16 protein-coding genes are annotated in these 13980 nt (G+C 29.0%); all 16 read left to right on the forward strand.

From position 1 onward, the window contains the following. Positions 1-1050, forward strand: coding sequence for an L-threonylcarbamoyladenylate synthase (locus ACQPVP_RS01880; protein ID WP_430846710.1), 1050 nt, complete (start codon positions 1-3; stop codon positions 1048-1050). A gap of 73 nt (positions 1051-1123) precedes the next feature. Then, positions 1124-1576, forward strand: coding sequence for a ribose 5-phosphate isomerase B (rpiB, locus tag ACQPVP_RS01885; protein WP_430841674.1), 453 nt, complete (start codon positions 1124-1126; stop codon positions 1574-1576). Between the two features lie 26 nt (positions 1577-1602). Continuing rightward, positions 1603-2232 carry a uracil phosphoribosyltransferase gene (upp, locus tag ACQPVP_RS01890; RefSeq protein ID WP_430841673.1) on the forward strand — a complete coding sequence of 210 codons (630 nt, stop codon included), beginning with the start codon at positions 1603-1605 and terminating at the stop codon, positions 2230-2232. A gap of 286 nt (positions 2233-2518) precedes the next feature. Further along, positions 2519-3670 (forward strand): non-hydrolyzing UDP-N-acetylglucosamine 2-epimerase, encoded by a 1152-nt coding sequence (gene wecB / locus ACQPVP_RS01895; RefSeq protein WP_430846712.1) that lies wholly within the window; start codon positions 2519-2521, stop codon positions 3668-3670. A 134-nt stretch (positions 3671-3804) separates the two neighbouring features. After that, positions 3805-4983, forward strand: a complete 1179-nt coding sequence (locus tag ACQPVP_RS01900) for an acetyl-CoA C-acetyltransferase (RefSeq protein ID WP_430846714.1) — start codon at positions 3805-3807, stop codon at positions 4981-4983. A gap of 516 nt (positions 4984-5499) precedes the next feature. After that, the gene (locus tag ACQPVP_RS01905) at positions 5500-5862 is read left to right on the forward strand and encodes an ATP synthase subunit I (RefSeq protein ID WP_430846716.1); all 363 of its coding nucleotides are present in this window, start codon (positions 5500-5502) and stop codon (positions 5860-5862) included. Continuing rightward, complete coding sequence (locus tag ACQPVP_RS01910; RefSeq protein WP_430846718.1) at positions 5863-6543, forward strand: F0F1 ATP synthase subunit A; 681 nt, start codon at positions 5863-5865, stop codon at positions 6541-6543. It abuts the gene before it with no gap. Positions 6544-6562: 19 nt separating this feature from the next. Beyond that, the gene (atpE, locus tag ACQPVP_RS01915; protein ID WP_430841668.1) at positions 6563-6796 is read left to right on the forward strand and encodes an ATP synthase F0 subunit C; all 234 of its coding nucleotides are present in this window, start codon (positions 6563-6565) and stop codon (positions 6794-6796) included. A 39-nt stretch (positions 6797-6835) separates the two neighbouring features. After that, positions 6836-7321, forward strand: coding sequence for a F0F1 ATP synthase subunit B (locus ACQPVP_RS01920; RefSeq protein ID WP_430846720.1), 486 nt, complete (start codon positions 6836-6838; stop codon positions 7319-7321). Next, positions 7321-7860 (forward strand): F0F1 ATP synthase subunit delta, encoded by a 540-nt coding sequence (locus ACQPVP_RS01925; protein ID WP_430846722.1) that lies wholly within the window; start codon positions 7321-7323, stop codon positions 7858-7860. The genes ACQPVP_RS01920 and ACQPVP_RS01925 overlap by 1 nt, the downstream gene beginning before the upstream one ends. Before the next feature lie 10 nt (positions 7861-7870). Continuing rightward, a complete protein-coding gene (atpA, locus tag ACQPVP_RS01930; protein WP_430846724.1) occupies positions 7871-9385 on the forward strand; it encodes a F0F1 ATP synthase subunit alpha in 1515 nt (504 codons plus the stop codon). Positions 9386-9422: 37 nt separating this feature from the next. Beyond that, entirely contained in the window at positions 9423-10274 is an 852-nt protein-coding gene (atpG, locus tag ACQPVP_RS01935; RefSeq protein WP_430846726.1) for an ATP synthase F1 subunit gamma, read from the forward strand. A 15-nt stretch (positions 10275-10289) separates the two neighbouring features. Next, complete coding sequence (gene atpD / locus ACQPVP_RS01940; protein ID WP_430841663.1) at positions 10290-11681, forward strand: F0F1 ATP synthase subunit beta; 1392 nt, start codon at positions 10290-10292, stop codon at positions 11679-11681. An 11-nt stretch (positions 11682-11692) separates the two neighbouring features. Next, entirely contained in the window at positions 11693-12097 is a 405-nt protein-coding gene (locus ACQPVP_RS01945) for an ATP synthase delta/epsilon chain alpha-helix domain-containing protein (protein ID WP_430846728.1), read from the forward strand. 178 nt (positions 12098-12275) lie between these two features. Next, a complete protein-coding gene (locus tag ACQPVP_RS01950) occupies positions 12276-12947 on the forward strand; it encodes a response regulator transcription factor (protein WP_430846730.1) in 672 nt (223 codons plus the stop codon). Positions 12948-12971: 24 nt separating this feature from the next. Continuing rightward, positions 12972-13976, forward strand: a complete 1005-nt coding sequence (locus tag ACQPVP_RS01955; RefSeq protein WP_430846732.1) for a sensor histidine kinase — start codon at positions 12972-12974, stop codon at positions 13974-13976. Positions 13977-13980: the final 4 nt, after the last annotated feature.

Here is a 13980-nt window from a genome sequence, read left to right on the forward strand (position 1 = left end):
TTGGAAACAAAGGTAACTATTATTAATGATATTAATAAAGATATTGAATACTTAAAAGAAGCAGGCCGCATAATATATAATGGAGGAGTTGTTGCATTTCCTACAGAAACTGTTTATGGACTTGGAGCAAATGCTTTAAAAGAAGAGGCTGTAGATAAAATTTTTAAAGCTAAAGGAAGACCGCAAGATAATCCTTTAATAGTACATGTTGCATCAAAGGATATAGATTATTTAGTTAAAGAAATACCTGAAGTTGCAAAAAAACTTATAAATAAGTTTTGGCCAGGGCCTTTAACAATAATCTTAAAGAAGAAGGATATAATACCAAATAGAACTAGTGCGAATTTAGAATCTGTTGGTATTAGAATGCCAAGTGATGAAATAGCATTAAAATTAATAGAACTTTCAGGATGTCCAGTTGCAGCACCATCTGCTAATATTTCTGGAAGACCTAGTCCAACAGATATGGAAAGATGCATAGAGGATTTAGATGGAAAGATAGATTATATTATTGGTGGAAGTCAAAGTGAAGTTGGGGTTGAATCTACTATAGTAGATTGTACAGTAATGCCTCCAGTAGTTTTAAGACCAGGTGGAATAACTTTAGAAATGCTTAGAGAAATATGTAGTGATATAACTATAGATAAGGCAATACAAGGAAAGCCAGATGGAAATCTAAAGCCAAAAGCACCAGGAATGAAATATAGACATTATGCACCAAAGGCTAAATTAAAGATAATAAAAGGAAATAAAGAAAAAACTATTGAAAAAATTAACGAAATAGTAGAAAATTATATAGATAATCAAAAAAAAGTAGCAATTTTATCTACCGAAGAATTATCAGGTAGATTTCCTTTAGGGGAAATAATTACTTTAGGAAGTGAAAAAAATCTATATGATGTAGCTAGAAATCTGTTTGAGGCTCTTAGAAAGTGTGATGATATAAATGTTGATTATATTTTATGTCAAGCCTTTGAAGAAAAGGGAGTTGGTCTTGCTATAATGAATAGACTAAATAAAGCAGCTGGCTTCGATATATTAGAAGTATAATTAGGGAGGGAGGGGGAAACCTTTCCCTTTTTTCTTATATATAATAAACATATAAAAGTTGGGAGGAGTATCAATGAAGAAAATAGCAATTGGCTCTGATCATGGAGGCGTTGATCTAAAGGCAGAAATTAAAGATTTTTTAATTAAGGAAGGTTATGAAATTAAAGATTTCGGGACTAACTCTACAGATTCTTGTGATTATCCAGACTATGCATTACCTGTGGCAGAAGCAGTAGCAGCAAAGGAATTTGACTTTGGTATCTTAGTTTGTGGAACAGGAATAGGAATAGGAATAGCAGCAAATAAAGTTCCTGGAATTAGAGCAGCTTTATGCTCAGATACATTTAGTGCTCATGCAACTAGAGAACATAATGATGCAAACATATTAACTCTAGGACAAAGAGTAGTTGGACCTGGCTTAGCATTAGATATAGTTAATACCTTTTTAAACACTGAGTTTGAAGGTGGAAGACATCAAAATAGAATTGATAAGATTTCAGAAATAGAAAATAAATATAATAAATAAAAATTATTTATGTAGGAGGAATAAATATGAGTAAAGTAACACAAATAGATCACCCATTAATATTACACAAATTAGCTTTTATAAGAAACAAAGACACTGGGTCTAAAGATTTTAGAGAATTAGTAGAAGAAGTTTCTATGTTAATGGCTTATGAAGTTACTAGAGATTTAAGCACTGAAGAAGTAGAAATAGAAACACCAATATGTAAAACTAAATGCAAAATGCTTTCAGGAAAGAAGGTAGCTATAGTTCCAATACTTAGAGCTGGACTAGGAATGGTAGACGGTATGTTAAAGCTTATACCAGCAGCTAAAGTTGGTCATATTGGATTATACAGAGATGAAGAAACTCTTCAACCAGTAGAATATTTCTGTAAATTACCTCAAGATATAGCTGAAAGAGATATAATAGTTGTAGATCCAATGCTAGCAACAGGTGGTTCAGCTGCAGATGCAATTACCATGTTAAAGAAAAGAGGAGCTAAGAATTTAAGACTTATGTGCTTAATAAGCTCTCCAGAAGGAATAGCATTTGTGCAAAAAGAACACCCAGATGTAGATATATATGTTGCTGGAATAGATGAAAAGTTAAACGAAAATGGATACATAGTTCCTGGACTTGGAGATGCAGGAGATAGATTATTTGGAACTAAGTAAAAATTAAAAAATAAAATTTCTAATAACAATTATGAAAAAACAGGCTATTTTTTAGCCTGTTTTTTACTCTTAGGAAATTATATTTATAAATAAAGTGTTAGATATAGTTTAAATTTAAAAGTGTATATAGTTTCTTAATAATGATTAAAATAAATTTAAACTTGTGACGTAATAATTAAGATAAATTTATATACTTTTTTATTTAAGACATAATGTGTATAATAAAAGTGATAGTATAAGATATAATAAAATATTGATATTAACAATATATCAGGAGGAAACTTAAATGGAAAAGAAAAAGATAATTACTATATTCGGAACGAGGCCTGAAGCAATTAAGATGGCTCCTTTAGTAAAAGAGTTAGAAAAAAGAGAAGGTATCGATTCAAGAGTTTGTGTTACAGCTCAGCATAGGGAAATGTTAGATCAAGTTTTAGATTTATTTGATATAAAACCTGATTTTGACTTAAATATTATGAAAAGTAAACAAACATTAACAGGAATAACTAATAAGGTATTAGAAGGCTTAGAAGAAATATTTCTAGAAGAAAAGCCAGATATGATATTAGTACATGGAGATACTACTACTACATTTTCAGGAGCACTTGCTGCTTTTTATCAACAAATAAAAGTTGGGCATGTAGAAGCAGGTCTTAGAACTTTCGATAAATATTTTCCATTTCCTGAAGAAATGAATAGAAAACTTACAGGAGCTTTAGCTGATTTACATTTTTCACCTACAAAAAGCTCTAAAGCTAATCTATTAAGAGAAGGTATAAACGAAAATGATATATTTATAACTGGAAATACTGTTATAGATGCAATGCTTCATACTGTAAAGGATAATTATATATTTGAAAATGAAATATTAAATAAAATAGATTTTAAAAATAAAAAGGTTATAATGATTACTGCTCATAGAAGAGAAAATTGGGGTCAAGGTATAGAAAACATCTGTGATGCATTAAATAAAATAGTTAAAGAAAATGAAGATGTAGAACTAGTTTATTTAGTTCACTTAAATCCTGTAGTAAAAGATGTAGTTACTAGAAAATTAGGAAATATAAATAGAGTACACTTGCTTCCTCCTTTAGATACAAATGAAACTCATAATTTAATGAACAAATGCTTTATGGTTATGACTGATTCAGGTGGATTACAAGAAGAAGCTCCACATTTAGGAAAACCAGTACTAGTTTTAAGAGATGTTACTGAAAGACCTGAGGCTGTTGAATACGGTACTGTAAAGTTAGTAGGAACAGATGTCGAAAAAATTATAAAAGAAGCTAATAAATTAATTAGAAATGAAGATGAATATTTAAAAATGAGTAAGGCAGCAAATCCATATGGTGATGGATATGCATCAAAGAGAATTGCTGATATTATAGAAAATTATTTTGAAATAAAAAATATAGAAATAGAAGAGTTTTTAAGATAATATTTTTAAAATTAAAATAATTAAATCAATTGGGTTGAATAAAAGGTAGAAAGTGGTATAATTGAATTGTGTTAATTGTTTAACAAGTTTGACAATTTTAACAATTCTTAAGATTAAATGAAGGAGATGTGAATATGAGAGAAGTTGTAATTGTAAGTGCTGTTAGAACTCCAATTGGATCTTTTGGTGGCGCTTTAAAAGATGTACCTGCAGTAGATTTAGGCGCATTAGTTATAAAGGAAGCTGTAAATAGAGCAGGAATAAAAGGTGAATTAGTTGAAGAAGTAGTAATGGGAAATGTTATACAAGCTGGTCTTGGACAAAACGTTGCTAGACAAGCGGCTGTTAAATCCGGATTACCAGTTGAAGTACCAGCTATGACAATTAATAAAGTTTGTGGTTCAGGCCTTAGAACAGTTTCATTAGCTGCTCAAATGATTAAAGCAGGAGATGTTGATGTTGTAGTAGCGGGTGGAATGGAAAGTATGTCACAAGCACCATACGTTTTAAAATCAGCTAGATGGGGACAAAGAATGGGCGATGGAAAAATGGTAGATTCCATGATTAACGATGCATTATGGGATGCATTTAATAATTACCATATGGGTGTTACTGCAGAGAATATTGCTAAAGAATGGAATTTAACTAGAGAAGAACAAGATGAATTCGCATTAAATTCTCAATTAAAAGCTGAAGCAGCAATTAAAGCTGGTAAATTTAAAGATGAAATAGTTCCAGTTTTAATACCTCAAAGAAAAGGAGAACCAAAAGTATTTGATACTGATGAGTTCCCAAGATTTGGTTCAACTATAGAAGGTTTAGGAAAATTAAGACCTGCATTTATAAAAGATGGTACAGTAACTGCTGGTAATGCTTCAGGAATAAATGATGGAGCAGCAGCATTTGTAGTTATGAGTGCTGAAAAGGCAGAAGAATTAGGAATTACTCCTTTAGCTAAGATAGTTTCATATGGACAAAAAGGATTAGATCCTGCAATTATGGGATATGGACCATTCCATGCAACTAAGAAAGCTTTAGAAGTAGCTAATTTAAAAATAGAAGACTTAGATTTAATAGAAGCAAATGAGGCCTTTGCAGCTCAAAGCTTAGCAGTTGCAAAAGACTTAAACTTCGATATGAGCAAAGTTAATGTAAATGGTGGGGCGATTGCTTTAGGACATCCTGTTGGAGCATCAGGTGCAAGAATACTTGTTACATTACTTTATGAAATGCAAAAGAGAGATGCTAAGAAGGGCTTAGCAACTTTATGTATAGGTGGAGGAATGGGAACAGCACTTATAGTAGAAAGATAATAGATTTAATAAAAGCCCCCGAGGATTCGGGGGCTTTAAATTATTTGAATTATAAATTGAATTTCAGAGAATAATAGTATATATAATTAAAAATATATAACAATTATAATAAAAACATATATAAAGATTTTAAAGAAAAAAATGAATAAATATTAAATATATTATTCATTTTTCTAATAATAAAATAAAATTATATATTTTAAAATTATAGATATTTTAATAAAAAAATAAAAAAATATGACTGAAAAGTATAAAAAAATAATTGAAAATGTTATCAAATTTAAACAAAGAACAAAATGCAATATATTTAATTTTCAGAAAAATGAATTGAATCGCTCTAAACAAGCTATATTTAAAGATAAAATGAAAGATAATGAATTTACTTAAGTAAAAATGATATAAACTTATATAATCATTTTAAATTAAGTAATAATCTAATAAATAGCCAAATTTAGGATTTTCATTAATGTTTTCATAGTAATATAATAACAAGAGTTAGCTGGGGGTGAATAAATAATGAGTAATGAAATGAAGAGATTACTAAAAGATACAGTCAGATATGATATAATATTTGGTTTGATTTTTTCACTTATACTATCATTATTCTTAACCTTCAAAATTGGAGCAATATTTTTTCTAGGAACTTTAATAGCTTTAATTAATTTCACTGCTAGCGGAGTTATTTTAGAATATTGTATATGCAAAAATAAAAAATTAATGATATCAATATCTTATTTTATAAGAATAGCTATTGTTTTAATTATAGCATCATTCTTTATAAATGATTTAAAAACAATAATGGCATATATTATAGGATACATATTTCATTTTGTATTACTAACAATATATTGGATTAGGGAGAGGAAAGGAAGTGATTAGGTGGAAGCATTAGAACCAATAGTTTCTTTTTGGATTGGTAATTTTAAAGTTGATATAACCCCCGAAATATTGATTCAATGGGCAATAATACTAATATTGTTTATATTAGCTTGGTGGTCAACTAGAAATCTAAAAATAAAACCTGATAAAAAACAAGTTATAGTAGAATCTATATATGAAACTATAAAAAACCTTGTTTATGAGAATGCTGGTGAAAAGTATAGGGACCTTATACCTTTCATAGGAAGTATGGCTGTTTACTTGCTTTTAATGAATCTTGTTGGTTTAATAGGAGTAGTACCACCGACAAAAAGCTTTAGTGTAACAGTCGGAATGGCTGCAATTTCATTTGTTGTTGTCCAAGGTTATGCAATAAAAAAACATGGTTTTGGAAGTTATTTAAAGGGTTATGCTCAACCAATACCAATAATGTTACCAATAAATATATTAGAAAGAGTAACATTACCAATATCATTAGCATTAAGACTTTTTGGTAATGTACTAGCAGCAACATTTATAATTGAATTAGTTTATGAGAGCTTAGGTAAAATTGCTTGGGTAACAGAATTAGTTATTCCAGTAGCACTTCATGGATATTTTGATATATTTGATGGAGTAATACAAATGGTTATTTTTGTTATGTTAACATTGATAAATATTAAAATAGTTTCAGAACACTAAATTTAAGGAGGATTTTAAAATGAATGAAATAGGAATGAGAGCATTAGGAGCAGGAATTGCAATATTAGTTGGTTTAGGAGCAGGTATAGGTATAGGTAATGCTACAGGAAAAGCTGTAGAAGGTGTATCAAGAAATCCTGAAACAAGTGGTAAAATTACAACTACATTAATTATAGGAGCAGGTTTCGCAGAAGCAACAGCAATATATGGTTTATTAGTTTCAATACTTCTAATATTTGTTGGAGTAAAATAATATAACAAATGACTCCAGAAAGGAGGCAAATCAAATATTATGATGGATATAAATTGGAGTGTAGTTATAGCTACTATAATAAACTTTATTATTCTAATGGCAATATTAAAACATTTCTTTTTTGCAAAGGTTGAAGCTATTATAAATGAAAGAGAAAACAGTATTTCAGATAAATTAGATGAAACCGAAGAAGAATTAGAGAAAGCTAGAATGCTAGCAATTGAAAATGAAAGAATAATAAAAAATGCTAAAAAAGAAGGTAAATTAATTACAGAAGAATATAAACAAAAAGCTGAAAGAGTATATTATGAAATAGTAGAAGATGCAAACAAAGAAGCTAAAGTAATTATAGAAAGAGCTAAAGTTGAAATAAATAGGGAAAAGGAAAAAGTAGAATATCAATTAAAGAAAGAGGCTATAGATTTAGCACTTGAACTTTCTAAAAAGGTTATTGAAAAGAATATTGATGAAAATAAAAATAGAGATTTAATAGATGATTTTCTAACTAAGGTAGGTAATTCATAATGTATGAATATTTAGACCGAAGATATGCTCTTGCATTATATGAAGTTGCAGAGGAAAAAGGGAAAGTTCAGCAATATCTACAAGATTTAAGAGAAATATGTGATCTTATAGATAATAATAAAGATTTCTACGAAGTAATTAAACATCCGCAAATAAGCACAAAAAAGAAAAAAAGGACTTTTATAAATATATTTAAGGGTCATATTGATGAAGAACTACTATCATTTTTATTAATTCTTATAGAAAAAGATAGAATACTTTTCTTAAAAGAAAAATTAAGAGAAATGGAAAAAATAGATTTAGAAAGAAATAATACTATAAAAGGTATTGTTAAAACTACCGTTCCTCTTACAGAACAAGAATTTAATAAATTGGTATCAGAATTAGAAAAAAAATATAATAAGCATGTAATTCTAGAACAAATTATTGATGAAAGCATTTTAGGTGGAATATATTTAAGAATTAATAATGATGTTATAGATGGAACTATTAAATCAAAATTAGAAGAATTACAAGAATTAATGCTTAAAAGAGAATAGAGGTGAAGGTATGAATATTAAGCCTGAAGAAATAACTTCCATAATTAAAAAAGAAATTGAAAGATATGAAAAAGAAATCAAGACTACAGATTCTGGTACAATAATTCAAATAGGTGATGGTATAGCTAGAGTCTATGGATTAGATGATTGTATGGAAGGCGAATTGCTAGAATTCCCAAATAATGTTTATGGTATGGCTTTAAATCTAGAACAAGACAATGTTGGTTGTGTTCTATTAGGTGCAGAAGATGGCATAAAAGAAGGGGATATAGTAAAAAGAACTAATAAAATAGTAGAAGTTCCTGTTGGAGAAGCTCTTTTAGGAAGAGTAGTAAACCCGCTTGGAGAACCAATAGATGGAAAAGGACCTATAAACCACTCTGAATATAGACCAATGGAAGTTTCAGCTCCAAGTATTATAGAAAGAAGTTCGGTAAATGAACCATTACAAACAGGTATTAAGGCAATAGATTCGATGATACCAATAGGAAAGGGTCAAAGAGAACTTATAATTGGAGATAGACAAACAGGTAAAACTGCTATAGCACTAGATACAATATTAAATCAAAAAGGAAAAGATGTAATTTGTATATATGTTGCAATTGGACAAAAGCAATCAACTGTAGCTAATATAGTTAATACATTAGAGGAGTTTGGAGCTTTAGATTATTCAATAGTAGTAAGCGGTACAGCTTCAGAATCAGCACCACTTCAATATTTAGCACCATATGCTGGATGTAGTATGGGTGAATATTTCATGCATAAAGGAAAAGATGTACTTATAATATATGATGATCTTTCTAAACATGCAGTAGCTTATAGAACAATGTCACTATTACTTAGGAGACCACCAGGCAGAGAAGCATATCCTGGAGATGTATTCTATATTCACTCAAGACTTTTAGAAAGAGCAGCTAAATTATCTAAAGAAAATGGTGGGGGTTCATTAACAGCATTACCAATAATAGAAACATTAGCAGGAGATGTAACTGCATATATTCCTACAAATGTTATATCTATTACAGATGGACAAATATTCCTAGAATCGGATCTTTTCCATTCAGGACAAAGACCAGCTGTTAACGCTGGTATATCAGTATCAAGAGTTGGTGGTAATGCACAAATTAAAGCAATGAAACAAGTTTCAGGTACTTTAAGACTAGAACTTGCTCAATATAGAGAATTAGAATCCTTTGCTCAATTTGGTTCAGATTTAGATAAAGATTCTAAAAAGAGACTAGAAAAAGGTAAGAGATTAGTTGAAGTTTTAAAACAAGACCAATACTCACCAATGGCAGTAGAAAAGCAAATAGCTATACTTTATGCTGTAGTAAATGATTATTTATCAGATATAAAAGTTAGTGATGTTAGAAGATTTGAAACAGAATTATTAGAATATATGGATACTCACAATAGAGATTTATTAAAGAAAATATTAGAAGTTAAATCTTTAAATGATGAAATAAAGTCAGAATTAGATAAATCTATTGTAGAATTTAAGAAAGTATTCTTACAAGATGCATAGCTTTAAATAGCTATGCAATTCTTTAGGAGGTGGAATCTTGGGATCAGCAGGACTAATAGAAATAAAAAGAAGAATTAGATCAGTTGAAAGTACAAGAAAGATAACAAAAGCTATGAATCTTGTGGCCACTTCTAAACTTAGGAAAACGAGAAAGGAACTAAATGACAGTTTTGAATATTATAATTTATCTAAAGAAATATTAGAAAATTTATTATCAACTTTGCCAGATTATTATGATAGTCCCTTTTTTGGTAAAAATTCTGAGAACTTAGATAAATTGTATATAGTAATGGCATCAGATACAGGTCTATGCGGAGGATTTAATGGAAATATAGCAGCTAATTTACATGATTTTATCAAGGATGAGAATAATGCAAGAATTGTTGTAGTTGGAGCTAAGGGCATTCCCTATGTAAGAAAATATGGGCTTGATACTGTTAAAGAATATGTTGATATACCAGATATTCCTACTATAAAAGAAGTAAGAGCTATATATGATGATGCTTTATATATGTTTAAAAATGGAGAGGTAGGAGAAGTAAATTTAGTTTTCACTGAATTCAAGTCTCCAATAAAGCAAGAAGTAAAGATTGAAAAACTATTACCATTAGAAAAACAAAGTAAATCTTTCGGAGAGTTTTTAATAGAACCTGATTTAGAAGAGGTTTTAAGTTCAAGTTTAGATATATTTTTAAAAAGTAAAATAAGAAGAGCTATGCTACATTCGAAGGTTAGTGAACAAAATGCAAGAATGATGGCTATGGATGGAGCTACACAAAATGCAAATGATATTTTACATGCTTTGAATCTTAAGTACAATAGAATAAGACAAGGAATTATAACTCAAGAAATATCAGAAATTGTAGGTGGAGCAGAAGCTCAAAAATAGTAAGGAGGAATTACTATGGCTGAAAGAGTAGGAAAAGTAGTTCAAGTAATTGGACCTGTCGTAGATATAAAGTTTGACTCAGATGCCTTACCTAATATCTATAATGAAATAAGAATAGATATGGGAGAACATGAGTTAATAGTTGAAGTTGAACAGCATATGGGAGATGATATAGTTAGAACTATATCTATGGAATCAACTGATGGATTAAAAAGAGGCATGAAAGCAACAGATATGGGAAGATGTATTTCTGTTCCAGTTGGTAAAGAAGTGCTTGGTAGAGTGTTTAATGTTTTAGGAAAACCAATTGATAATGCTGGAAATGTAGATATAAAAGAAATGTATCCAATTCATAGGCCAGCTCCAAGTTTTAAAGAACAAGCTTTAGAGCCACAAATGTTTGAAACAGGAATTAAGGTTATAGACCTTTTAGCTCCATATCAAAAAGGTGGTAAAATAGGTTTATTTGGTGGAGCTGGAGTTGGAAAGACAGTTCTAATTCAAGAACTTATTAATAATATAGCTAAGGAACATGGTGGTCTTTCAGTATTTACAGGAGTTGGTGAAAGATCAAGAGAAGGTAATGATTTATACTATGAAATGAAAGAATCAGGAGTTATAGATAAAACAGCCTTAGTATTTGGACAAATGAATGAATCACCTGGAGCTAGAATGAGAGTTTCTTTAACTGGCTTAACAATGGCTGAGTATTTCAGAGATCAAGGTCAAGATGTATTATTATTTATAGATAATATATTTAGATTTACTCAAGCTGGATCAGAAGTATCAGCGTTACTTGGAAGAATACCTTCAGCTGTTGGTTATCAACCAACTCTAGCAACTGAAATGGGAGCGTTACAAGAAAGAATCACTTCAACTAAGAATGGTTCTATAACATCAGTTCAAGCGGTTTATGTGCCTGCTGATGACCTTACAGACCCAGCACCAGCTACAACATTTACTCACCTTGATGCAACAACAGTTTTATCAAGAAGTATAGCAGAGCTTGGAATATATCCAGCTGTTGATCCACTTGAATCAACATCAAGAATATTAGATCCAAGAGTAGTTGGTAAAGAGCATTATAATATTGCAACAGAAGTAAAGAATATATTAGAAAGATATAAAGAATTACAAGATATTATAGCTATTTTAGGTGTAGATGAATTATCTGATGATGATAAGAAAGTAGTTGCAAGAGCTAGAAGAGTTCAAAGATTCTTATCTCAACCATTTACTGTTGCTGAACAATTTACAGGTATGCAAGGTAGATATGTACCAGTAAAAGAAACTGTAAGAGGATTTAAAGAAATATTAGAAGGAAAACATGACGATTTACCTGAATCAGCTTTCCTTTTTGTTGGGACAATAGAAGAAGCGGTAGAAAAAGCTAAAAGCTTAAGATAGGAGATGAGGTTATGAGTAAAACTTTGAAAATAACTATAGTTACTCCTGGTAAAGAACCAATATTCTACGAAGCAGAAGCTTTAAAAACAAATATGAAGTATGGACAAATAGAATTTAGATATAACCATACTCCTATAATAATAAGTACTATTCCAACAACAACTACAATAATTAATGGTAATACAAGAGAAGAATTATTTACATCATCCGGAATAGTATGTATTAAAAATAATGAATTAAAATTCTGTTGTGATTCAGCAGAAAAAAGCTCAGATATAGATAAGGATAGGGCCTTAAAATCAAAGGAAAGAGCAGAGAAAAGATTAAAAGAAAATGATAATATAGATGTAGAAAGAGCTAAAAGATCATTAGCTAGGGCAAATGCAAGAATTAGCACTTTAGATATTAATAATTAAATTTAAGTAGTATATAAAGCCATAGGAGTTATCCTATGGCTTTATATACTACTATATGCTATATATAGATAAATATGTTTAAATATAGATTAATGAGTATTATTATTCTTGTATAATATAGTTATAGGACATTCGTGAAGTTAAAAAACTAATAAAAATAAATTTGAGAGGTGATTATTTGCATAAAATACTGATTGTAGAGGATGACATTACTATGGCAACATTAATGAAAAATCAAATTGAAGCATGGGGAAATGAAGTGAGGTATGTAAAAGATTTTCAAAATATAATTTCAGATTTTACAGATTTTAATCCTCATCTTGTATTATTGGATATTATGCTTCCTTTTTTCAATGGATATTATTGGTGTAGTGAAATAAGAAAAATTTCTAATATTCCAATTATATTTATTTCTTCTGCTTCAGATAATATGAATATTGTTATGGCTATGAATATGGGGGGAGATGATTTTATATCAAAACCCTTTGATTTAAATGTTCTTATGGCAAAGATACAAGCTGTATTGCGTAGAACTTATGATTTAGCTGGTAAAGTACCCTTCTTGGAATATAAAGGTGCTATTCTAAATTTATATGATAATACTATTGTTTATGAAGGAGAAAAAGCTGAATTAACAAGAAATGAATTTAGAATTTTGCAGACTTTAATGGAGAGTAAAAAGAAAGTTGTAAGTAGAGATACTCTTATGACTAGGCTTTGGGAAATAGATTCATATGTTGAAGAAAATACTCTTACTGTAAATATAACTAGACTAAGAAAAAAGCTAGAAGGAATAGGACTTGTACAATTTATTAAAACAAAAATAGGATTAGGATATATTATAGAATAGTTATATTAAGGAAGTGATTAATTTATGAAAGATAATATTATAAAAACATTATATAAATATATATTAGAAAATATTTTTATTATTATTCTCTTCCTTATATTTATAGGAATATTTATAGGAGTTTTTTATTTATATAATTTAGAAATTGAGGCTATAATATATGCTTCTATACTTTGTATGGTTTTAGGATTAATTTATTTTATATATAGATTCACATATTATTACAAAAAGAAAAAGGAAATTATAAGGATTGAGAAAAATATTTCTTTAATAGCTAATGAACTTCCAACTCCTAATAATAGTTTAGAAAAAGAATATCATAAAATGATTTTATCTTTAATTGAAAGTAATCATAAAAATTTAACTGAGCTACAAAAGCAAAGAAATGATAGTATTGATTATTATACAACATGGGTTCATCAAATAAAAGTTCCTATTGCAGTTATGAAGCTTATTTTACAAGGTGAGGATACTAACGAAAATAAAGAGCTACTTTCTGAATTATTTAGAATAGAAGAGTATGTGGAAATGGTTTTATGCTATTTCAGGTTAGATAGTAGTTCTAGTGATTTTGTTTTTAAAGAATATAATTTAGATTATATTATTAAGAAATCTATAAGAAAATATGCATCTCAATTTATTAGAAAGAAAATTTCATTAAATTATAAAAGTACTGATAAAAAAGTACTAACGGATGAAAAGTGGTTATCCTTTATAATAGAACAATTACTATCCAATGCTATAAAATACACCGATAAAGGAAGTATAACTATTTCTGTAGATGATAATAAAATACTATCTATTTCTGATACGGGAATAGGAATTTCAGAAGAAGATATTCCAAGAATTTTTGAAAAAGGATTCACTGGATACAATGGTAGAGAGAATAGAAAATCTACGGGATTAGGGTTATATCTTTGTAAGAATGCTGCAAATAAGCTCTCACATAATATATTTGTCAAATCTCATGTAGGAGTAGGGAGTACGTTTTTTATAGATTTAAAATCTATAGACCTTAAAGTAGAGTAAGTGA

This window comes from Clostridium nigeriense, from assembly GCF_050585265.1.
Lineage (GTDB): Bacteria > Bacillota > Clostridia > Clostridiales > Clostridiaceae > Clostridium > Clostridium nigeriense_B.